Raw genomic sequence first — 22,749 nt, forward strand, 5'->3', positions numbered from 1 at the left:
AAATAATACTTTAGTTAAACATTTTATTTTTATAGGAATATTTTTTTACCTTGATAGTAGCAGTGAATCATCAATACAATGAAATTCAGCGGCGGCTTGCTTTAAAATATCTGCTGTGAGGTACTCTGCCCCATAGACATCACACGGTAGCTGATAATTATTCGCTAAGTGACCAAGCAATAATGCAAAATCACCATCACCCGAAAGTAATACCATTTTATCGAGCTGCTTAGCATGCTCTAGCATGTCAATGGTAATGCCAACATCCCAATCCCCTTTCGCACTGCCATCTTTGCGCTGAATAAAAGGTTTCAGTTTTACCTCAAAGCCAATTGCGCGCAGAATATTTTGAAACTGCGATTGCTTTTCATCCCCACGATATATTGCATATGCAATGGCGCAATCAATTTGATAGCGTTCGCTCATTTGTGCCCAAAAGGCATTGTAGTCAAAGTTTTTCTTGTAGCTTTCTCTACAGGTGTAATAAATGTTTTGTACATCTACAAAAATACCGACTCTTGGCTTATCAACTGCTGACATAGTTTTCTGTTCTTTAGTGATTTGTGTTCACTGTAGCATATCTAGGTTGATATTTACGAAAAAGTAACCTAAATTGGTTACATAAAACAAAGTAACCAAATTTGGTTACTTATCGCAATGTAACTAAATTAAGTTACTTAATCTAAGGGATCATAATGATTGCGGTGATCAGTGGTGATTTAATTAAATCACAAAAAATTCCACAACAAGAATACGACGCCATGCTTTATCAGCTTGATCAAAGCTTACGCTTTGTTGCTAAGCGCTTTAACGCAAGCTTTACCATTTACCGTGGCGATGCATTGCAAGTACAGCTAACAGAGCCTGAGCTGGTATGTCATGCTGCCATCTTGTTGTATTTGCAAATGAAGGCAGCCAATTATGAGCTGCGACAAAGCTTGGCTATTGGCTCACTCGACAACCCTCGCGCCGATATAAAAACAGCCACAGGCAGTGCTTATACCTTATCTGGTCGTGGTTTAGATAACATGAGCCAACAACGCTTAGTGTTAAATATTGAAAATAACACTCTTGAAGAAGCCTTTGCGCTTAATATTGCGCTTGTCGAAGTCTTGCTTGAAAAAATGAGTCAAAAGCAGGCTAATGCCCTGTTTTATTATTTAACCGCCGAGAACAACAGCCATGCAGAGCTTGCCAAAGAGCTTAATACTAGCCGAGAGAATGTCACTAAGTTACTTAACTTAGCTCATTATCAGCTTATCGAGCGCTTTATAAATTACAGCCAAACCACACTCAAAGGATTGTTATGACCAGTTTTGCTCTATTACTCACCGCATTAGTATTGGGTCACTTACTTGCAGATTTTTATTGGCAGCCAATGAGCTGGGTACACGACAGAAACAACCGTCACTTTCGTGCCAGTAAGCTTTACTTACACGTATTAACACATGGCGTGATCTCTTTAGCGTTGCTCACACTATGGGAATACACCTACGGCTGGCAAGAGTTCTCTCGAGTATTGTTAGCAACGGTTGCGATTATGCTAAGCCACTATGTCATTGACTTGGCAAAGTCATATTCAAATAAAGGCGTAGTGCCGTTTTTACTCGACCAGTTGGCGCATCTTGTTGTGATTGTAATGCTGAGCGTTTGGCTTAGTGATAAGAATGAATTTTATAGCCTAGCGTGGCAAAAGCTGATTGCCCTCGATACCTTGTTTGTTATTGCAGCTTATTTATTGGTGCTTAACCCAAGCTCTGTGTTTATTCGCATGATGCTAGAAAAAATCAATATTCAGATAAACAATGAAGGTAGTATTCCTGCTGCAGGGCATTTTATAGGCTTGCTCGAGCGAGTGTTAATGTTGAGCTTTATCTTGCTAGGTGAATACGGCGGCGTGGGCTTTCTGTTGGCGGCCAAGTCTATCTTTCGATTCGGTGATTTAAAAGAAAGTAGCGAAAAACAACTCACTGAATATGTCATGCTGGGCACTTTATTAAGTGTCACCGTGACACTCTTTATTGGTGTCGCTACCTTATATTGCATTAAACTCGTTTAATCGCTTAGAAAAACAAAAACGCGCAATTGCGCGTTTTTTGTTTTTACTGCTATTAACTATCCGCAGCGGGTTTACGTCTTGGGCGAGATGGCCCCGATACACGCTGACGATTACCCGCAGGTTTATTACCTGCTGGTTTAGTGTTATTTGATTTATTTCCGTTGTTAGGGCCTTTTTGGTTTTGGCCTTGCTCTTTACCCTTACCCTGCCACTTACCTTGTGAAGGACGCTTTTGCGATTTAGGTTTTGGCTTTTGTGCAGGTTTTGCTGCACCTTGACCATCTTGAGCTGGTGCTTTTGGCTTTTTCGGTTTCTTTGGTTTTTTCGGCTTGATTGGACGCGTATCTAGTGGCTTTTCAGCAACTGGTTTGCTTGGCTCAAAACCTGCTTCGGTTGCACGCGGAATAAGCTCACCAATAAAGCGCTCAATACCATATAAATCGTCGGCATCATCTGCTGTTACAAACGATATAGCATGACCCGATGCACCCGCTCGGCCTGTACGGCCAATACGGTGAACGTAATCTTCATAAATATTCGGTAAATCGTAGTTAACAACGTGAGGTAGCTCAACAATATCTAGGCCACGAGCAACGATGTCGGTTGCAACTAATACGCGCACTTCACCGGATTTGAAGCCTTCGAGCGCTTTAACGCGAGCGCCTTGCGATTTGTTACCATGAATCGCAGCGCCGACAATATCATCGCGTTCAAGCTGCTTAACTAAACGGTTTGCACCATGCTTGGTACGGCAAAATACTAATACTTGTTGCCAATCATTGGTACGGATCAAATGGCTAAGTAATGCTGTTTTGCGTGATTTATCTAGCGCATAAACAGATTGAGCAACCGTTTTAGCTGTGGTGTTTTTTGCAGCGACTGAAATTTCAACGGGGTCGTTAATGAGCCCTTTTGCAAGTTCACGAATTTCATCAGAGAAAGTCGCTGAGAACATCAGGTTCTGACGTTTAGCAGGTAATTTAGCAATGATACGTTTGATGTCATGAATAAAGCCCATATCAAGCATACGGTCTGCTTCATCAAGGATCAGCACTTCTAAATCATCAAACTTAACAGCATTTTGATTGTGTAGATCTAATAAACGACCAGGTGTGGCAACTAAAATATCAACACCTTTACGAAGGCGCATCATTTGCGGATTAATTTTAACGCCGCCATAAACAACAAATGAGCTAACATTTGAATGCTTAGCATATTGCTCAACATTTTCGCTTACTTGTAGAGCCAGCTCGCGAGTTGGTGCCAATACTAATGCGCGTACTTTATTGCCTCCCGCTTTAGAGCCCTTTGACAAACGCTCAATTAACGGCAGCGTAAAACCTGCTGTTTTACCTGTACCAGTTTGCGCTGCGGCCATAACATCGCGGCCTTCAATGATCGCAGGGATAGCTTGTGATTGAATAGGCGTTGGTGCTTCATAGCCCTTTTCTAAAACTGCATTTACTAAAGCTGGTGATAAACCTAACCCATCAAAACTCATACTATCTCTCTTTAAAAAATTCAGCCGATACGGCGAAGTGCGCGCATTATACCTAGGATAGTCAATAATGCATGGAATTATTTGCAAACTAGTACTTAATAGTGAACTTAGCCGATTTATTTAAGGCATAAAAAAAGCGGCTCAAATGCCGCTTTGTTCTTATACTCAATCTTTACTTAACACCAAGTTCGCGTAAACGCTCTTGTAAGTAGCTGTCTGCTGTGTAACGCTCAGAAAGCACAACATCAGGACGCGGGTGTAAGAATAGTGGTAACGAAATACGTGATTTCGTAGACGCTTTACCCGTTGGGTTGATCACGCGGTGAATCGTTGATGGGAAGTAACCACCTGACGCTTCTTGTAACATGTCACCAATATTGATGATCAGGTTACCAAAATCACATGGTACGTCTAACCAACCACCATCTGTTTTTTGTACTTGTAAACCTGGCTCATTTGCCGCAGGTAATACAGTTAATAAGTTGATGTCGCCATGCGCTGCTGCACGGATTGCACCTGGCTCTTCATCACCTGTCATTGGTGGGTAGTGAAGAATACGCAGAAGGGTTTGCTCAGAGTTAGCAATCATATCTTTAAGGTCGATAGAGAACTTAGCGCGCACCTCTTCTGGTGCTTCAGCTTGAACCCAGCTTAATAATGTTGCTGCAAACTCATTCGCTAAACGGTAGTACTCACGGATTTCTTCTTCTAGCTGTGCTGGAACACGGCCTTTTGGATAAACGTGATAGTACTCTTTAATATCTTTAACGGTAAAGCCTTTTGCAACTTCTGACACTGATGGTGGGAAGTAACCATCTTGTGTTTCTTTTGAAAATAAAAACTCGTGCTTTTGCTCAGAATTAAAGAATTCTTGCCAATTTTTGTAAATAGACTCAACTAATGACTGAGGAATTGGGTGATTTTTTAATACACCGAAACCTGTGTTTCTTAGTGACTCAACAAATTGAGCGGCCGCATCGCTCGCTTTATAATCAACGGTAGGTAAATGTTGCATTTGTCTTTTCCAGTGAATAAGGTTCTAGAAGTCTGTGCTAAGCATAGCATTTCTTCATTATAGCGCTTCGCGAGGATAGAGAAACACAGGTAAAAACATAAGGACTTATGTCCGCCCCACCTTGCTTAGCTCCTTAACTTTGATACAGATCAAGCAACAAATCATTTGCTATTTATTAGCAAGTAAAAATGCGTTGAGCTCTTTACTCATTCGTTTTACAAGTGCTTTTGGGCCATCATCATACATATCGTTATGGCGCGAATCTTTAAGCTTAATTTGCGTCACTGGGTACGTAGCAAGTTCTTGCTGCGTTAGCAATACGTTGTCATCTGCTGGAAAATCGCTACCGCGTAGTGTCAGTACAGTAATATTTTTGTTTCGCGGGATCAGCATACGGCGATGATCAAGGGTGATCAGCTTAGCCACCTTAGCGGGATAAATAGCGGCATATAATGCTGCAATATCACCCCCATTTGAGTGCCCAAATAAAGTGAGCTGATTAAAGTCATACGCAGGATAACGCTTTGCAAGTTCTACGGCTAAAAACTCAAGGGTTTGTACACCGCGGTGCCAGTTTTCCATGCGTGTGGTCATGTAGGGTGGCTCAGGGTTTAAACTCGGATCGTCTTTTAACTCATGAGCCACTTCAACCGTTAAATAACCATGCTGATGAAAGGCCTGCTGGGCAAATTGATACTCTGTATGCGCCATACCATAGCCTGCCCCAATAAACGCCACGGGGCATTTCTTCTTTATCGTACATTTGCTATCGGCTGCTGTAATGGTCACCGGAATATGGCGTGCCCGCTCAGTATCAAACAGTGTCTCTGTTTGATTTGCAAAAGCTGTTTGCCCGCTAAGGGTTAACGCGAGCATTAGCGCCGCCTTTTTAATATTTAACATACTATAACTACGCTAATTTGAATTCTAAGCTACGTTTAACCATCGGCCACTCACCATCAATAATTGAAAACACCACGGTGTCGCGTACGCATCCATCGGCCATTATTTGGTGATTTCGAAGCACCCCATCTTGTTTCGCTCCTAAGCGAGCAATGGCATTGCGCGAAGCCTGGTTATGCCAATGAGTACGAAACTCAACGGCAATCACATTAAGTGTTTCAAATGCATAACTTAGCAGCAGTTTTTTACACTCAGTATTAACACCAGTTCGCTGAAAACGCTTGGCATACCAGGTATAGCCAATTTCTAAACGGCGGTTTTTACTGTCGATATTACAAAAGCGAGTTGAGCCTATCACCTCATCGGTGTGTTTATCGATGACAGCAAATGGTAATGCGCGACCAAGTGACTGTTGTTCAAACGCCATACTTAAATAATCGTCAACACGTTCTTCATTGGGCACCGAGGTAAACCAAAGCTCCCAAAGCATTCCATCTGAAGCGGCGTTAACTAAAGCATCACGGTGCTCAAGCGTTAAAGGTACTAATTTAACAAATTGACCTTCTAAGGTGATGGGACTTAAATCCATAACTTTCCTTAACCTTAATTAGCAAAAATATTTAATCCACCAGCTCTATATCGAGCCCTGCTAATAAATCCAAAGCGGCATAACGTTCAAATTTGGCTTTACTGACTTTGTTAGTAGTTATATCAATGGCAAAGTGGCTGGCACCAATAAAATTAGCTTTACTGAGATTGGTTTGTTGAAACAAGCTGTCACGAAAGTCCGTATCAGTAAAATCAGCTGAAGATAAATCTGCATGTCTAAAATCAACATCTTTGGCAAAACAGCTACGCATTTTTAAAGCTTTTAAACTAAGTTCAAAAAAGCTGCTGTGGCTAAGTTCACAGCCAACAAAACTCACTGGGGCACGGCTGGCGAGTAGCGGCCAATCAACATCAGTAAAGCGCACGCTGGTTAATTTACACTGTTTAAAGCTTACTTCTTCAAGCGAGGTGTACCTAAGCCCAAGGGCAGCTAAATTACAGTTTTTAAACTCGCACTCTATGAACCGACAGTTTTCAAACTGACTATTGCTAAAGTCACAGTCGATAAATTCACATTGCTCAAATTCGCAATGCGAAAATGTTTTCCCTGCAAGGTTTACTTCAAAGGTGTGTTCAAAATAAAGCGAATGGCTTGCGATCACGCTGTGGTCTCAATATCTTGTTTAAGCGCAAGTACAGCAATAAAAATAAGACCAAACAATGGAATTATCCCTAGTAAGCCACCAATAATTGCCACCACGATTGGTGTTGAGGTTTTACGCTTACCTAAGTAATAGCTGATAGCGGCAAACAGTGGGAACAGAACAAGTGCAAAATAACCTAAAAAAGTTGCACTGATATTCATACTCTTTCCTTGAAGAACATACTAAATATTCATTTAAGCACAAAAAAACCCTAAGGCATACACCTTAGGGTTTTCGTTGATCAGCTTATGAACTATTCAGCGTCTTTCGCTACAACATCAATTGCAAGCTCAGTTAATGCATCGGCATTTGCTTTGCTTGGTGCATCTGTTAATAAACATGATGCTTGCGTTGTTTTAGGGAAAGCAATAACGTCACGAATATTATCAGTACCGCATAACAGCATAACTAAGCGGTCAAGACCAAACGCAAGACCCGCATGCGGTGGCGTACCATATTTAAGTGCGTCAAGTAAGAAGCCAAACTTGTCTTGCTGCTCTTGCGCTTCGATACCTAAGATTCTGAATGCTGTTTCTTGCATTTCTGCATTGTGAATACGTACCGAACCACCACCAACTTCGTAGCCGTTTAATACCATGTCGTATGCATCTGATAGTGCACCAGCTGGGTTTGCTTCAAGCTCTTCAGGAGAAATACCTTTTGGTGCAGTGAATGGGTGGTGAACCGCATGCAATGTGCCTTCGTCGTCTTCTTCGAACATTGGGAAGTCAACTACCCATAATGGTTTCCAGCTATCAAGATTAGTAATGCCTAAATCAACACCAATCTTAAGACGTAACGCACCCATTGCTTCGTTTACAACGTTGCGCTTGTCAGCACCAAATAAAATGATGTCGCCAGATTGTGCGTTAGTACGCTCAAGTAATTGGTTGATTACTTCTTCGTTTAAGAACTTAGCGATTGGTGATTGTACACCTTCAACGCCCGCTGCACGGTCGTTCACTTTCATCCATGCTAGGCCTTTCGCGCCATAGATACCGATGAATTTAGTGTAATCGTCGATTTGTTTACGAGAAAGCTCAGCACCGCCTGGTACAGTTAATACAGCAACACGGCCTTTCTCGTCATTAGCAGGACCAGAGAATACTTTAAACTCAACGTCTTTTACTAAATCAGCAACGTCTACAAGTTGCATTGGGTTACGTAGGTCTGGTTTATCAGAACCATATAAACGCATTGCTTCGCTGTATGGCATTACTGGGAAGTCGCCTAAGTCAACCTCTAGTAATGATTGCCACATTTCGCGGATCATTTTCTCAGTCATTGCACGCACTTCATCAGAGCTCATGAATGACGTCTCTAAATCGATTTGTGTGAATTCTGGCTGACGGTCAGCACGTAAGTCTTCGTCACGGAAACATTTAACAATTTGATAGTAACGGTCAAAGCCCGACATCATTAATAATTGTTTAAATAACTGTGGTGACTGAGGTAAAGCGTAGAAGCTACCTTTGTGAACACGGCTAGGTACTAAGTAGTCACGGGCACCTTCTGGTGTTGCTTTTGTTAGTACTGGTGTTTCGATATCTAGGAAACCGTTGTCATCTAAGAAACGACGCACAAAGCTACTCGCTTTTGCACGAAGTTTGATACGGTCGCTCATTTCAAGACGACGTAAATCTAAGTAACGGTATTTTAAACGGCGCTCTTCAGAGTTTTGCTGATTAAAATCAAGTGGTAATGGCTCTGAACGGTTGATGATAGTTAAGCTTGTGCCTAAAATTTCAACTTCACCTGTTGCCATGTCTTTATTTACTTGGCTATCAGGGCGTGCGCGAACAACACCTTTTAACTGCACACAAAACTCTTGACGTAGTTTATTCGCAGTATCCATTAATCCTTCTACTTCAGGATCAAAAACAACTTGTACTAAACCTTCTCTGTCACGTAAATCGACGAAGATAAGACCACCAAGGTCACGGCGTTTGTTGATCCAACCACATAGTTCAACTTCTTGATCTACGTGAGATTTATTTAGCTGTCCGCAATATATAGAGCGCATAGTATTCCTGTCAGTTAAAGACTTATAGCCGCCTGCTCTTAAGAGTTCGCTATTTTGAGAGCAAAAGCCACTATACAAAGTAATCATTTAAGGCAGAGCATTATACCCAAACCATCGCAAAATGCGAGTGCCAGCAGTGCCTGTCGGGGGCTAAATATACACCCCGACTTCTGAGCAAACATTTCTTTTGATACACTAGCTAAAGTTTAAATTTATTGGTTGATTTAATGCTGTATTTAGGTTGTCCGCAGTGGTCTAGCACCGCATGGAAAGGAAATTTGCTCTCTAGTCACTGTAAAAGCGCCGACATGCTCAGTGAGTATGCGCAATGCTTTAACTCAGTCGAGGGCAACACCAGTTTTTATGCTGACCCAAGTCATGAGTTATTATTACGCTGGCATGATGCGGTACCCGAAGACTTTAAATTTACGTTTAAGTTTCATCGGCGTTTTAGTCACGAATTACAACTGACGAATATAACTAGTGAGCTTAATGCATGGCTAAACTTATTTGAGCCAATTTTTGCTAAAACGGGGCAAATCATGTTACAGCTACCCCGCGCCTTTGGACCAGATGCCCTACCCCTTCTTGCTAATTTTATTGCACAACTCCCCAAGCAACTTAGTTACGGTGTAGAAGTCCGTCACCCCGGCTTCTTTAATAAAGATGATGCAGAAATTCGCTTAAATCAGCTGTTAATTGAAAATAATATAGATCGCATCAGTATGGATACCCGCGCTTTATTTGCCGTACCCGCCGATACCGATGCACTCATTGATGCGCAAAAGAAAAAGCCTTATTTACCTGTGCATGCCATTGCAACAGGAAATCAGCCTATGCTGCGCTTTGTGATTGCCAGTCTTGAACATGAATACAAGTCGTATTACCAGCCATGGCTGAAAAAAGTAAAACAATGGCTTGATGAAGGAAAATCACCCTATTTGTTTTTTCATACCGCAGATAATCGCCAGTCACCACTTTTAGCAAGACAGTTTTGCCAAGATTTAGGTTACAATCACCCCGTGCTTGCGCCTTTTATAGGTGAACGCGAAGCAAGCCAAAGCAGTTTATTTTAGCGCCCGATTTATCAGAGAAAACATGAAAGATTACAGCCGTTATTTTCAAGGTTACCCGCCTCAAATCATTGAGCAAGTGTTACAGCTATTTAATGGCGACAGGGCCGCAAAATACCTTAAAGGCAAATACCCTGATGCGCATAGCATTACCAGCGATAAAGCTTTATACAATTACGCCACTGAACTAAAAAAGCGCTACCTTAAAAATGCCCTGCCTTTTGGTCGTGCCGCATTCAAAAAACAAGGCGATATGGTCACAAATGCCTTAGGCACCCATACTTTTCGTATGCAAGGTAAAACCCGAAAACACGATCTTGCCATTAATAGCGACCTGCTTCGCGCACCTGAACCACTTCTCAAAGCACTCGTCGTACATGAGCTGGCTCATTTTAAGGAAAAGGACCACAACAAAGCGTTTTACCAATTATGCTGCCACATGGAGCCGCAATACCATCAACTAGAACTGGATTTAAGGATATTCAGTGTGCTGGTAGGTGAGGGGAAAAATCCGTATTAAAGCTATCAAAAACATAAAACCTGAGGAATGAATGTTAAGCTCTTGTTGTTCAATAACTCTAATAACTATCCTCCATCTCGATCAGCTAAAAACTGACGGCTGAAAGCTGACAGCTAAACTTCTGAAACCTCAAACCTTCTTTGCCCTATCAGCTGCCCAGACTCGGTAACCACTTTGACGACCCATTTCCCTGCAGCATTAGCAGGGAAATTCGTTTTATGGCTCCACGCTCGATAGCCCTCTTTACGACCACCAGAAATATCCAAGGCTATGCGGTCAACTTCTTTTCGATTATGCACCCAAACATGGAAGATTTTTTCATTTAACCCTCGCGGTGCTTTTACCGCACTAAAACTATATAGACCGTTTTCATGCAAGCTCTTCTCAGTGAGTTCTGTTATTGGCGAAAGCGGTTTACGAGCCTGTGCATCTAACTGATATGACATACTCATATCGGTTAAACGCAGTGCCGCAGGTGGCACAAAGCTACGTAATTGCCAAAGCCCGGCACCTAATGCACAAAGCAATAACACCAACAACGGGAAACGCCACCATTTCGCATTGGGCATCAAATTGCCAAGACTGGGGACCGTTAAAATAACCGCTGTTATCAGTGCAATTTCAAAACTTTGGCTGGTCGTTAACTTTAATAAAATTGGCAAGGTAACCGACAGCACGACAAACAAAGAAAAGCTATGAAACACACTAAACCAGACACTGTGCCTTGCAAGCTTTTTATAATAGAGGGGGTCAACAACAGAAACGAACGCACAAAGTATAATTAAAGCGGTAAACGCGGCCTGACCATGGTCCCAGGTAGTCACCGCCAAGAAGAATGGTAAAGCAAAAAACAAACTTTCTTGCTGCACAACTTGCAGCGCAAAGCGCATCACGTTAGGCGACACCGCCACACCAAACCGCTCCTCTACTTTATCTCTTAGCCAGTTATCTATTAACAACCACAACCAAGTGACTAATAGCAAAATAGAGATAAGTTGCGAAAACGATTCTTTTCGCTCAACAAAGACATAGCTTGCTACACCACTGCAAAAAGCCAACACCGCCATCAACCCCGGCCGCTTCTGCATCATGAAAACAAATTTTGTTATAAAGTTTTTTAAGTAATTCATGCAATCATCAAATCCATTTAAGGCTTTATGAGTAAAGCATAAATTGGATGAATGTAGGCTTTAAAACGAGCTTTAAGTTCAAAGCTTTAAGCTGTAAGGTATTTAGATGAAGTGAACAAGCATAGAGTATTTTCTAAAAGGAAAAAATGGAATGTTATATAGAGTATTGATAATACTTTTATTAATTTCTAAGTGTACAAATGCGAATGCATTTGAAGATTATAGTTTTCTAAATGGTGAATGGTTTTGCAAAATGAAGTCTGTATTACCAGACGATGCAATACTAGAAGTTGATAGCCACGTAACGACTTCAATTAAAGATTTAAACTCATATTCAAAAAGCTTTTTTAAATTTTATTTTAAGCAAAACCCTGATTTGGTCTCTGTTATCTCTGTTGAATCCTCAGAAAAAATGGATTTCGAGGGTGATATCATGATCAGCTTTAATTCTAAAACCCATAAAACAAATTTAATAAAAGACGATCTAAATATCTTTTCACCAGAGTCTGTGAAAAGCTTCACTCGAGGGCCTTCAGTGACAGTTAAATCGAAAATCAAAAAAATAGACGATGAGACTATTAAGTTAATTGGGATCCCTGACAAAGATGTTATCAATTGCTCTAAAGCACAAAAAAGCGCGGTCTGACCCGCGCCTCTATTTTATCTGACGGCTGAAAGCTGATGGCTGACAGCTCAAGTCTTTGGGTTACAAACCAAGTTCTGCCATAAAATCATCATCTGCATCGTCTGCTTGTGATGATGCTTTTTGCTTTTCAGCTTTTTGTTTAGCTTCGTTTTCGATGATGTCATCCGGGTCAACCGCTTCTGAAATATCAAAGTCATGTAGTTTGATAAATTCAGTTTTATCCATGGCTAATTCTAGATAGAAGATATTTTGCTTTGCTGTGGTGAAGGTCACACGGCGTGCTTGTGGTCTATCCATAGTGGTATCAACAGAGATTTGCACCTGCTTATTAATTGCCATCATCTTAGGTTGGTTTTGCGTGATAGAAGTATGCAGCTGGTCGCGTACTTTTGACGTAAAGTCACCAACGATTTGGTTCATCAGTTCGCCAAGTACGTTTGCCACATCATCTGATAAATGGCTTTGTGCAATTTCTTCTTCTGGCATTCCCATGTTACGCATGTAGTCATGGTAAATTTCCATGGCAGCTTGCGCTGTGAAGTTTGTTACCACAAGACCGGTAAAGCCACCATCGAACAATACAAAACAGCCAATATCTGGGCGCATACAGGTGCGGGTGATTTTTTGAACCATGGCAGAATAACTAATACTGTTACCGCTTGCTGAAGACAGAACTCCAGTCACTGAATGACACAGAGTTGATAAGATATCTTCAGTACTGATCACTTTGCTTTTTGTCATTAAACTTCTCTTTTTTGTACTTGTTATTGATAATTCTAGCCAAGCTACTGAATTTATCACTGACTATCCAGTTAAAAATGCTAAAATAGCGGTATTATTTTTTAAAGAGACTGTTCACGTGACGCAAAAAGACAGTATTTATGCCACTGAGCAAGCGGTTAAAGACTTTAGCTTTGACCAACATGTAGTAGAAGTTTTCCCTGATATGATCCAGCGCTCGGTGCCGGGTTACGCAACCATTGTTAGCACCATAGGTAAACTGGCTGGCGAGTACGCGCAAAGTAATTCAAACCTATACGACTTAGGCTGTTCACTTGGCGCTGTAACGTTAAGTATGCGCCGCAATATTCGCACTGATAACTGTAATATCATTGCCGTCGATAACTCAGAAGCGATGGTTGAGCGCTGTAAATTACATTTACAAGGTTTTCGCTCTGACGTGCCGGTGACTGTTACACTAGGTGATATCAACGATTTAGCTATCGAGAATGCCTCTGTGGTCGCGATGAACTTTACACTACAGTTTATTCCACCTGAAAAGCGCCAAGCAGTGCTTGAAAAGATTTACGCAAATTTAAAACCAGGCGGTGTTTTGCTGCTGAGCGAAAAAATTAGAGGTGAAAATGAGCAATGCGATAATTTGCTAATTGATTTACACCATGATTTTAAACGTCACAACGGCTATTCGGAGCTTGAGATCAGCCAAAAGCGCACCGCTATCGAAAATGTCATGCGCCCAGATCATTTATCTACCCACTTAAACCGATTAAGTGAAATTGGTTTTAGCCAAACGCAAGTGTGGTATCAATGTTTTAACTTCTGCTCGATGATTGCAATCAAGTAATCATCACAACGATATAAAGAGTATTTCATGTCTCAATGGTTTAACCAATTTTACGCTGCGATTGCACAAAGCCCGCTTAGCCACTGGCTCGAAACTTTGCCTGGTCAATTAAAACACTGGGAACTCGAAGCCAGCCACGGCGATTTACCGAAATGGCAAAAAGTGCTGAAAAACTTACCTGAGGTAAGCACAAACCATGTAAATCTTCAGGATAAAGTACAAATTGGCACCGGTGATGAGCTATCTGAAGGTCAGCAAAAACAGTTAACGCATTTATTAAAGCGCATGATGCCATGGCGTAAAGGACCCTTTAGCTTACACGGTATCGAGATTGATACTGAATGGCGCAGTGATTGGAAATGGGATCGTTTACTGCCTCATATCGAAGCGTTAAAAGGCCGCACTGTGCTTGATATTGGCTGTGGCTCGGGTTATCACTTGTGGCGCATGCGCGGTGAAGGCGCAAATTTTGTGGTGGGTATCGATCCATCCGATTTATTTTTATGCCAATTCCAAGCGATAAAGCATTATCACCAAGATGAAAACGTGCATTTATTGCCGTTAGGTGTTGAAGCTCTGCCAGAGCTAAAAGCATTCGATACAGTTTTTTCGATGGGTGTTTTATATCATCGTCGTTCGCCTATCGACTTTTTAGCGCAATTAAAAGCACAGCTTCGCCCTGGTGGTGAGTTAGTCCTTGAAACACTGGTTGTTGAAGGTGATGAGCACACAGTTTTAGTGCCAACCGACCGCTATGCAAAAATGCGTAATGTATGGTTTATCCCAAGCACCGCGGCATTAAAACTATGGATGGAACGCGTTGGCTTTAAAGATGTACAAGTTAAAGACTGTGCAATCACAACGCTTGAAGAACAACGCAAAACCCAGTGGATGGAAAACGAATCATTAGTCGACTTTTTAGACCCTAATGACACCAGCAAAACCATTGAAGGTTACCCTGCCCCTCTTCGCGCTATTTTAACCGCGAAAGCTTAACAAATAGTGAGAAGTTTCGAGTTTCAAGGTTAAAAGTTCATTTGCCTGATACTTTTGCCTTGGAACTTGAAAACAAAAAACCGGACAACTGTCCTTGTCAAGTCGGTTAAAGTGATTTTTCAACTAGCCGCGCCAGTGCAATTGTTGTAAAATACGCGCGTTTCTAAGCAACCCACATGCAACTTTTTTGAGGAAAACCTGTGAGCGAACAAAAACAGTCTCTTAGCTATAAAGACGCGGGCGTAGATATCGATGCCGGTAATGCACTTGTTGAGCGTATTAAAGGCGTAGTTAAAAAAACCAGACGTCCTGAAGTAATGGGCGGTATCGGTGGTTTTGGCGCACTTTGCGAACTACCAACTGGCTATAAAGAGCCTGTACTGGTTGCTGGCACAGACGGTGTTGGTACAAAACTACGTTTAGCAATCGATCTTAAAAAGCACGACACAGTGGGTATCGACCTTGTTGCTATGTGTGTAAACGACCTTATTGTACAAGGTGCAGAGCCACTATTTTTCCTTGATTACTATGCAACGGGTAAATTAGACGTAGATACTGCGGCTGATGTTGTAACAGGTATTGGTAAAGGCTGTGAGCTTTCTGGCTGCGCTTTAATCGGTGGTGAAACTGCTGAAATGCCAGGTATGTACGACGGCGAAGACTACGACATGGCTGGTTTCTGTACTGGTGTTGTAGAAAAATCAAAAATTATTGACGGTACTAAAGTTGCTGCAGGCGACCAATTAATCGCACTTGCATCAAGTGGTCCTCACTCAAACGGCTTCTCATTAATTCGCAAAGTTCTTGAAGTATCTGGCGCAGACACGAGCGCTGAGCTTGAAGGCAAAACACTTGGCGATCACCTTTTAGAGCCAACACGTATCTACGTTAAACAACTACTTGAGCTATTCAAGCAGGTTGACGTACACGCGTTATCTCACATCACGGGTGGTGGTTTCTGGGAAAACATCCCGCGCGTACTTCCTGAATCTGCAAAAGCAGTAATCAAAGGTGATAGCTGGGAATGGCCTGTTGTTTTCAACTGGTTACAAGAAAACGGCAACATCACTACACACGAAATGTACCGTACATTCAACTGTGGTGTTGGTATGATTTTAGTTGTTCCAGCAGACAAACTTGAGCAAAGCTTAACAATTCTTAAAGATCTTGGCGAAAATGCATGGCATATCGGTGAGATCCAAGATGCGAAAGCAGGCGAAGAGCAAGTAGAAATTTTAGGTGGTCGTGACTAATGACCCCTTGTCGTCTTGTTGTATTAATTTCTGGTAGCGGTTCTAACCTTCAAGCCATCATCGACGCGTGTGCGCGTGGTGAAATAAAGGCCGAAATCGCCGCTGTAATTAGTAATAAAGCCGACGCCTATGGCCTTGAGCGAGCAAAAAATGCAGGTATACAAACACGTGTACTTAGCCATAAAGATTTTGACTCGCGCGAGGCCTATGATGCTGAGTTAATGGACATTATTGACAATTTTGAACCAAATCTAGTTGTATTAGCTGGTTTTATGCGTATTCTTACACCTAGCTTAGTGCAAAAATTTAAGGGAAAAATGTTGAACATTCACCCTTCTTTGTTGCCTAAGTACCAAGGGCTGAATACCCACCAACGAGCGATAGATGCAAAAGATGACGTTCATGGTGTTAGTGTTCACTTTGTCACAGAAGAGTTAGACGGCGGTCCCGTTGTTCTTCAAGCCAAAGTGCCGGTACTCGAAAACGATACCGCAGAGACACTCGCACAACGTGTTCATCAGCAAGAACATATAATCTATCCATTGGTGGTCAAGTGGTTCAGTGAACAACGACTCAAGATGGAAGCAGATTATGCAGTTTTTGACGAAAAGAAACTTCCTGCACACGGCGCGCACTACCCAGAATAAAAATCTAAGTGCCCTACTCGCTTGTGTGGGCACTTTATTACTTCCTACCAGTGTTTTAGCTGGCGACCTCACTCAATATGAAGCCAAATACGATGTACTTCGTAAAGGCGAAACCCATGGTAAAGCAGTACGCGAGCTGAAAAAAGCCGCAGACGGTAACTACGTGATCACTTATCACAGTGAAATCGAATGGATGATTTTTTCAGACTCACGAAAAGAAACATCCATGTTTACTTATCATGATCAGAAAATTTCTCCGCTAAGTTACACTATGGAGCGTTCGGGCACCGGGCCTGATAAAGAGTACAGCTTAAAATTTGATGCTACGCAAAAGCAAGTTCAAAGCAGCCAAAGTAAATACCCTCTTAAAATTGATTGGTCAGATGATTTTCAAGATTCTCTATCTTACCAAGTACAAGTACGCGAAGAGCTAAAGCAAGGTAAAACACAATTATCGTATCCATTGATTGATAAAAAAGGCAACCTTCGCAATTATGACTTTGAAGTTGTCGGCACAGAAATGATTTCGCTACCTATTGGTAATGTAGAAGCGATTAAAGTAAAACGATTATACGATAACGATAAGCGTCAAGCGCTTGCTTGGTTTGCCCCAGAAATGGACTACATGCTAGTTCGTATGTGGAAAGGTGAAAAAGGCGTCGAGCAATTTGAAGTGCAGCTCAATTCATTCACCGTGACCACACCTGTTAGTGTTCCAAATGAAGTGCAACAAGAAGTGAGTAATGAAGCGCCTGAGTAGCGCTTCATCTTTTATTTAAATCTTTTCGCCCATTTTAAACAGTGCAAACTCACCTGGCTCCATTTTCTGCCAGCGTTCATCATTGGTGAGCGGCCTTGTTGCAATCACAGTAACCACATCGTTCGGTGTGGTTTCTTTTTGAAAATCAATCACCATGTCTGCATCAATTAATGTCGCTTTGCCAAACGGCGCACGGCGTGTGATCCAATGTAGGTTATTGGTGCAATAAGCTAAAACATAAACACCATCGGTAAGTAGCATATTAAATACGCCTTTCTCACGCAGCGTATAAGCAAGCTTTGCAGCATAACGAAATACAGACGCCATATTTGATGGGCGTTTAGGGTATTTTTCGCGAATTTTATCGAGCAGCCAACAAAACGCCAGTTCACTGTCTGTATTCCCCACAGGTCGATAGTAATCTGGTTTTAAATCATGATAATTCGATAGTTGCCCGTTGTGAGCATACGTAATTTCACGGCCCCATAACTCGCGAGTAAATGGGTGGGTATTTTCAAGACACACTCGGCCACGATTACCTTGGCGAATATGGCTTATCACCGAAATACTTTTTATTGGGTAAGCTTTTACGAGTTTGGCAATTTCTGACTGGCAACTTGGCTCAGGATCTTTAAATGTACGACAGCCTTTGCCTTCGTAAAAAGTGATGCCCCAGCCATCTTTATGCGGGCCAGTATTACCACCGCGTTCTAATAATCCTGAAAAACTGAAACAAATATCCGTTGGTACATTGGCCGACATGCCAAGCAACTCACACATAGAACTCTTAACCTATAAAACTAATCGAAGGAAGGCATGATGGGCTGATCCCTGCCTGCGCTCATTGTTAAACATAGCGTTAAAGATGGCAACTGCTATGCTGAGATTTTCAGAACTATCTGAGCAATTCAAAACTAATCGTAAGTATAACGGCGCTGATTATAAGTAATTACTCAACAATTCCTCATCTGCTGTAAATGTTTTTGCACTGATAGCCATTTTTAAAATAATAAAACTCACCAAACAAGCCGTTTTAATCCTTGTTCCCCTCTTGATAATTCGCTTTTCTAGCGCTACTCTAAAAGAGGTGGTCTGACCTCTATTAAGGAATAATCAATGACTCTCATATTTTTACTTGGTTTACTCGTGCTGCTTAGTATTGCGAGTTACCACAGAGCAAGCTGGAATACCTGCTTAGGTATTGCCGTTGCGACTTTACTTGTTGGCACATTTGCTGGCGCGTTTGGCGCAATTAGTTGGCTACTATTCTTACTTATCGCTGTGCCACTTTCTGTGACTGGCGTTCGTCAACAATACATCATCAAACCTATCTTCGCTGCTTTCAAAAAAGTAACCCCGACTATGTCGGATACTGAAAAATCAGCAATCGATGCCGGTACTACGTGGTGGGAAGCGGATCTGTTTTGTGGTCGTCCTGACTGGAACAAATTACACCAATACCCAGCACCTAAACTGACTATCGAAGAGCAAGCGTTTATTGATGGTCCAGTTGAAGAAGTGTGTAGTATGCTAGATGACTGGCACGCAACTCACGAACTAACTGATTTACCGCAAGATGTTTGGCAATATCTAAAAGATAATAAATTCTTTGCCATGATCATCAAAAAAGAATTCGGCGGTTTAGAGTTTTCTGCTTATGCACAATCATGTGTACTGCAAAAGCTAACCAGTAAATCAACGTTACTTTCTTCTATCGTAGGTGTACCTAACTCATTAGGTCCAGGCGAATTACTTCAGCACTATGGTACAAAAGAGCAAAAAGATCATTACTTACCACGCTTAGCAAGTGGTCAAGAGATCCCATGTTTTGCTTTAACATCACCAGAAGCCGGTTCTGACGCAAGTGCAATTCCTGATTACGGTGTTGTTTGTAAAGGTCAATGGAACGGCGAAGAAGTTGTTGGTATTAGCCTGACATGGAACAAGCGTTACATTACTCTTGCTCCTGTTGCGACTGTACTTGGTCTTGCATTTAAACTACAAGATCCAGACGGTTTACTAGGTGATGACAAAGAACCTGGTATTACCTGTGCGCTGATCCCTACAGATACCCCAGGGGTCGAAATTGGCCGTCGTCACTTCCCGCTAAACGTTCCATTCCAAAATGGTCCTACTCGCGGTAAAGACATCTTCGTACCACTTGATTACATCATTGGTGGCCCGAAAATGGCTGGTCAAGGCTGGCGTATGCTTGTTGAATGTTTATCTGTTGGTCGTGCAATTACATTGCCGTCTAACTCAACAGGTGGCATTAAAACAATTGCGCTTGCAACAGGCTCTTACAGCCGTATTCGCCGTCAATTCCGTTTACCAATTGGTCAAATGGAAGGTGTTGAAGAATCAATGGCAAAACTTGCAGGTTACGCATATAGCTCTGATGCTGCAGTGAGCATGTCTACAGGGGCTGTTGACCTTGGTGAAAAACCATCGGTTGTATCTGCGATTATCAAATACCACTTAACTGAGCAAATGCGTGAAGCAACGATTCACGGCATGGATGTTCATGGTGGTAAAGGCATCATGCTTGGTCCAAACAACTACTTAGGTCGCGGTTACCAAGGTGCGCCAATTGCAATTACCGTTGAAGGTGCAAATATCTTAACACGTAACATGATCATTTATGGTCAAGGTGCAATTCGTTGTCATCCATTCGTGTTAACTGAGTTAGGTGCTTGTGCAATTGAAGACCGCGAAGAAGCGCTTGCTGTATTCGATAAAGCATTAATGGGTCACGTTGGCTTTACTATTTCGAACCTTGTTCGTACTAAGTGGTTAGCATTAACAAATGCTCGCTTCACAAGTACACCGTACAAAGACGAAACAGCTGAGTTTTATCGTGTTGCGTCACGTTTCAGTGCATCATTAGCATTAATGTCAGATATCAGCATGGCGGTATTTGGTGGTTCATTAAAACGTAAAGAGCGTATCTCTGCACGTTTAGGTGACTTACTAAGCTACTTATACCTTGTATCTGCAACACTTAAACGTTACAACGACGAAGGCCGTAAAAAAGAAGATTTTGCGCTTGTTCAATGGAGCTGCCAAGATCACCTTTACCACTGCCAACGTGCACTCGCTGACTTAATCAATAACATGCCATCTGCACCACTACGTGCGATGCTAAAAATCATGTTATTCCCATTCGGTCGTCCAGTACGTAAGCCTACTGATAAGCTTGAGCACAAACTTGCTCACTTATTACAAGTACCAAGCGAAACTCGTAACCGTTTAGCTAACTACATTTATCTTAAAAACGAGCCACTTAACCTTGTTGGTCGTCAAGAGCAAACGCTTAAAGACATCCTTGAAGTTGAGCCTCTGTTTGACAAGGTATGCCGTGAAAAAGGCGTAAAACTGCCTTTCTTCCAACTTGATAAAGTAGCGCAAATGGGCCTAGAAGCAGGTATTTTAAGCCAAGCTGAAGCCGACAAACTAGCTGCTGTTGAAAAAGCCCGTCTTGACGTCATTAACGTTGACGATTTTGACCCAGCAGACTTAGTTGCCGGCAGTGTTGCCCGCGGCGAGAGTGATAATAAAGCAGATGCCGCTTAAGCTAGTAAAACAATTCCAATTGTTATGAAAAACCAAACCAGCGCAAATTGCGCTGGTTTTTTTTGCGCTAAATATTGCTGCAATACACACCACACTGCCCCAATAGGGATGTAAATCAAGTTAGTGCCAAGCATGCTTATAACGACAATGAAAGCCACAGCAAAAAATATAAGGCTCGGTAAAAACTGGCTTATATAAAACGGCTTATCTTGGTTATTGCTTTGAAAGAACAACCGATATTTTTTAAAAACAGCCAAGCAATCGAACTGCAGCGAGCTCGTTAGCAACACGCATACTGAAAAAGCCAAAGCCAGTACTAAGTCGCTAAAGTCATTACGCACTGCAATTAGCTGTAATAAAGCGAGCAAGCATGCTAGCAAGACTGAACCACGCCATATTAAGCTCCAGCTATGCTGTATAAAGTAACTAAGCCAAAACAAAGCAAGCGAGTGTACTCTTAACTTATGACTTATTCTTACAGGTGGGAGTAAAATCGAACAGCCGAAAATTGCAATAAAACTTAGATAGTATTGCAGTGAAGTTAAACTAGCAGGCAGTAATACCAAGATAGAACTGAGTAATAAACTATAAAAAAGTGCACGTGGCCTATAAAGAACAAATACTCCACATAGCCACTGCAACAGCATAAACAGTATAAAATGAGGCACTTGTAGCCATTGCTTTAACGATAGGTCGACTGCTATTAGTAAACTGGCAATAAGCCAAGCATTACTTAACAGTAGTAACTTGCAGTCAACACATACTCGCCAAGAGGATTTATATAGACTTCGCTGAAATGCCCTATTTTGCTCATTTTTAATGGCTGGTGCCATGGCCCATAACATTACTGATTCAAGTAAAAGATAAATTACTGCTAATTTTGCACCGTAACCAGGTGCTGCATGGCTATCGACTATTTTACCAAGTCCTAGAAACAACAATAAAACCATACCAAGAAAAGCTGGACCCAGCACCAGTGCAAACAACAAGCTAAAACTCTTTAATTGAGACAGCATGCTCTTGAGGGTGGTCGTATATGCTAAGTATCGAAAAGAAAGGAATGAGAAGTAACTTGCAAGGGAGTTTATCATAGTGATGTGCACTCAAAACCGTGCTGTATAAACACTTCTGGTTCGTGGCTTGTAATGATAATTTGCCCATTAGGTTTATCATCAAGGTAGTCATCAAGTAAGGTCAGCAAAAATTTTATACTTGTTTGATCAAGTGCAGCACTCGGTTCATCTAATAGCAAAAATGGAGCTTGCTTTAAAAAGGCAGTGATAAGCTGACACTTCTTTTGATTGCCACTCGACAAAGCACTAAAGCGAGTATTGAGGTGCTCTTTAAAGTTAAATCCAGTAATGAGTTGCTCTGGCATGTCTTTCTTTAACGCCTTGCAACTAAGTTCAATAACTTGTCGCGCAGTTAAAAAATCTGGCAGAGCAATACGGTCGCTAGCAATTGAAACATTGTTTTGCGGCGATTTTAATGCTTGATTATTATATAAAACCTGCCCTGATTGAGGCTTTTCAAGCCCTGCTAGCATCATCAGTAATGTTGTTTTTCCTCTGCCATTGGCTGCCTGTAAACAAACCTTTTTATTATGAAATTGCTTACTGTAGTTTTCAAAAACGTGGGCTGAAGCAAAGCGCTTATTGAGGTTGTTAATTTCAATCATGTTCATTCCTTTAATAGTGAAAAAATAGTAACACACTCATGTCCCTATTTATTTACATGATTTGTAACAAATATCGAACGGGTAAAACTTGCGTTTAGATTATGAACAGGCAACACTTTAAAACGAAAAATTAA

Annotated in this window: 24 protein-coding genes; 11 read left to right on the forward strand and 13 right to left on the reverse strand. The window is 41.7% G+C overall.

Annotated elements, in window-relative coordinates:
* Positions 1-45: 45 nt before the first annotated feature.
* Positions 46-540, reverse strand: a complete 495-nt coding sequence (locus tag ISP07_RS00725) for an NYN domain-containing protein (protein ID WP_209326493.1) — start codon at positions 538-540, stop codon at positions 46-48.
* Between the two features lie 155 nt (positions 541-695).
* Here ISP07_RS00725 and ISP07_RS00730 point away from each other — a divergent pair, with 155 nt between their 5' ends.
* Positions 696-1,310 (forward strand): hypothetical protein, encoded by a 615-nt coding sequence (locus ISP07_RS00730; protein ID WP_209326494.1) that lies wholly within the window; start codon positions 696-698, stop codon positions 1,308-1,310.
* The gene (locus ISP07_RS00735; RefSeq protein ID WP_209326495.1) at positions 1,307-2,059 is read left to right on the forward strand and encodes a DUF3307 domain-containing protein; all 753 of its coding nucleotides are present in this window, start codon (positions 1,307-1,309) and stop codon (positions 2,057-2,059) included. The genes ISP07_RS00730 and ISP07_RS00735 overlap by 4 nt, the downstream gene beginning before the upstream one ends.
* Before the next feature lie 52 nt (positions 2,060-2,111).
* Here the strand turns inward: ISP07_RS00735 and ISP07_RS00740 are convergent, their stop codons facing one another.
* From ISP07_RS00740 to aspS, 7 genes are all read right to left on the reverse strand, one after another.
* A complete protein-coding gene (locus ISP07_RS00740; RefSeq protein ID WP_209326496.1) occupies positions 2,112-3,560 on the reverse strand; it encodes a DEAD/DEAH box helicase in 1,449 nt (482 codons plus the stop codon).
* A 172-nt stretch (positions 3,561-3,732) separates the two neighbouring features.
* A complete protein-coding gene (locus ISP07_RS00745; protein WP_054551580.1) occupies positions 3,733-4,575 on the reverse strand; it encodes an isopenicillin N synthase family dioxygenase in 843 nt (280 codons plus the stop codon).
* Positions 4,576-4,743: 168 nt separating this feature from the next.
* The gene (locus ISP07_RS00750; protein WP_420706809.1) at positions 4,744-5,451 is read right to left on the reverse strand and encodes an alpha/beta hydrolase; all 708 of its coding nucleotides are present in this window, start codon (positions 5,449-5,451) and stop codon (positions 4,744-4,746) included.
* Between the two features lie 34 nt (positions 5,452-5,485).
* Positions 5,486-6,067: a GNAT family N-acetyltransferase gene (locus ISP07_RS00755; RefSeq protein ID WP_209326498.1), complete on the reverse strand. Its 582-nt coding sequence runs from the start codon at positions 6,065-6,067 to the stop codon at positions 5,486-5,488.
* Positions 6,068-6,098: 31 nt separating this feature from the next.
* Complete coding sequence (locus ISP07_RS00760) at positions 6,099-6,686, reverse strand: pentapeptide repeat-containing protein (RefSeq protein ID WP_209326705.1); 588 nt, start codon at positions 6,684-6,686, stop codon at positions 6,099-6,101.
* Positions 6,686-6,892 (reverse strand): hypothetical protein, encoded by a 207-nt coding sequence (locus ISP07_RS00765; protein WP_209326499.1) that lies wholly within the window; start codon positions 6,890-6,892, stop codon positions 6,686-6,688. Before ISP07_RS00765 ends, ISP07_RS00760 begins: the two co-directional genes overlap by 1 nt.
* A gap of 92 nt (positions 6,893-6,984) precedes the next feature.
* Positions 6,985-8,754, reverse strand: a complete 1,770-nt coding sequence (gene aspS / locus ISP07_RS00770) for an aspartate--tRNA ligase (RefSeq protein WP_209326500.1) — start codon at positions 8,752-8,754, stop codon at positions 6,985-6,987.
* 227 nt (positions 8,755-8,981) lie between these two features.
* On the opposite strand from aspS, the gene ISP07_RS00775 reads away from it, so the two are divergent.
* Both ISP07_RS00775 and ISP07_RS00780 read left to right on the forward strand, forming a co-directional pair.
* On the forward strand, positions 8,982-9,830 hold the full coding sequence (locus ISP07_RS00775) for a DUF72 domain-containing protein (protein WP_209326501.1): 849 nt from the start codon (positions 8,982-8,984) through the stop codon (positions 9,828-9,830).
* 22 nt (positions 9,831-9,852) lie between these two features.
* The gene (locus ISP07_RS00780; protein WP_054551586.1) at positions 9,853-10,347 is read left to right on the forward strand and encodes a M48 family metallopeptidase; all 495 of its coding nucleotides are present in this window, start codon (positions 9,853-9,855) and stop codon (positions 10,345-10,347) included.
* Between the two features lie 113 nt (positions 10,348-10,460).
* On the opposite strand, the gene ISP07_RS00785 is transcribed toward ISP07_RS00780, so the two are convergent.
* Positions 10,461-11,477 carry a DUF5924 family protein gene (locus ISP07_RS00785; protein WP_209326502.1) on the reverse strand — a complete coding sequence of 339 codons (1,017 nt, stop codon included), beginning with the start codon at positions 11,475-11,477 and terminating at the stop codon, positions 10,461-10,463.
* A 151-nt stretch (positions 11,478-11,628) separates the two neighbouring features.
* On the opposite strand from ISP07_RS00785, the gene ISP07_RS00790 reads away from it, so the two are divergent.
* Positions 11,629-12,123, forward strand: a complete 495-nt coding sequence (locus ISP07_RS00790) for a hypothetical protein (protein WP_209326503.1) — start codon at positions 11,629-11,631, stop codon at positions 12,121-12,123.
* A gap of 60 nt (positions 12,124-12,183) precedes the next feature.
* Here ISP07_RS00790 and ISP07_RS00795 read toward each other — a convergent pair whose 3' ends face one another.
* The gene (locus ISP07_RS00795; protein WP_054551591.1) at positions 12,184-12,864 is read right to left on the reverse strand and encodes a DUF3334 family protein; all 681 of its coding nucleotides are present in this window, start codon (positions 12,862-12,864) and stop codon (positions 12,184-12,186) included.
* A gap of 118 nt (positions 12,865-12,982) precedes the next feature.
* Here ISP07_RS00795 and cmoA point away from each other — a divergent pair, with 118 nt between their 5' ends.
* The 5 genes from cmoA (at position 12,983) to ISP07_RS00820 (ending at position 17,364) form a co-directional block, all read left to right on the forward strand.
* On the forward strand, positions 12,983-13,708 hold the full coding sequence (gene cmoA, locus ISP07_RS00800; protein WP_063706202.1) for a carboxy-S-adenosyl-L-methionine synthase CmoA: 726 nt from the start codon (positions 12,983-12,985) through the stop codon (positions 13,706-13,708).
* 27 nt (positions 13,709-13,735) lie between these two features.
* Entirely contained in the window at positions 13,736-14,704 is a 969-nt protein-coding gene (gene cmoB / locus ISP07_RS00805) for a tRNA 5-methoxyuridine(34)/uridine 5-oxyacetic acid(34) synthase CmoB (RefSeq protein WP_209326504.1), read from the forward strand.
* Positions 14,705-14,904: 200 nt separating this feature from the next.
* Positions 14,905-15,957 carry a phosphoribosylformylglycinamidine cyclo-ligase gene (gene purM, locus ISP07_RS00810; protein ID WP_063705981.1) on the forward strand — a complete coding sequence of 351 codons (1,053 nt, stop codon included), beginning with the start codon at positions 14,905-14,907 and terminating at the stop codon, positions 15,955-15,957.
* Positions 15,957-16,604, forward strand: a complete 648-nt coding sequence (purN, locus tag ISP07_RS00815) for a phosphoribosylglycinamide formyltransferase (protein WP_054551594.1) — start codon at positions 15,957-15,959, stop codon at positions 16,602-16,604. Before purM ends, purN begins: the two co-directional genes overlap by 1 nt.
* Complete coding sequence (locus ISP07_RS00820) at positions 16,549-17,364, forward strand: DUF3108 domain-containing protein (protein ID WP_082389175.1); 816 nt, start codon at positions 16,549-16,551, stop codon at positions 17,362-17,364. Before purN ends, ISP07_RS00820 begins: the two co-directional genes overlap by 56 nt.
* A gap of 15 nt (positions 17,365-17,379) precedes the next feature.
* Here ISP07_RS00820 and ISP07_RS00825 read toward each other — a convergent pair whose 3' ends face one another.
* The gene (locus ISP07_RS00825; protein ID WP_209326505.1) at positions 17,380-18,144 is read right to left on the reverse strand and encodes a class II glutamine amidotransferase; all 765 of its coding nucleotides are present in this window, start codon (positions 18,142-18,144) and stop codon (positions 17,380-17,382) included.
* Positions 18,145-18,480: 336 nt separating this feature from the next.
* Between ISP07_RS00825 and fadE the strand changes: the two genes are divergently transcribed.
* Positions 18,481-20,937: an acyl-CoA dehydrogenase FadE gene (gene fadE, locus ISP07_RS00830; protein ID WP_209326506.1), complete on the forward strand. Its 2,457-nt coding sequence runs from the start codon at positions 18,481-18,483 to the stop codon at positions 20,935-20,937.
* On the opposite strand, the gene ISP07_RS20480 is transcribed toward fadE, so the two are convergent.
* Positions 20,934-22,028, reverse strand: coding sequence for a DUF6136 family protein (locus ISP07_RS20480; protein WP_228290468.1), 1,095 nt, complete (start codon positions 22,026-22,028; stop codon positions 20,934-20,936). The genes fadE and ISP07_RS20480 overlap by 4 nt on opposite strands.
* Entirely contained in the window at positions 22,025-22,615 is a 591-nt protein-coding gene (locus ISP07_RS00835) for an ATP-binding cassette domain-containing protein (RefSeq protein WP_209326507.1), read from the reverse strand. The genes ISP07_RS20480 and ISP07_RS00835 overlap by 4 nt, the downstream gene beginning before the upstream one ends.
* Positions 22,616-22,749: the final 134 nt, after the last annotated feature.

Origin of the sequence: Pseudoalteromonas sp. PA2MD11, assembly GCF_017808125.1 — a bacterium.
Classification (GTDB): Bacteria; Pseudomonadota; Gammaproteobacteria; order Enterobacterales; family Alteromonadaceae; genus Pseudoalteromonas; species Pseudoalteromonas simplex.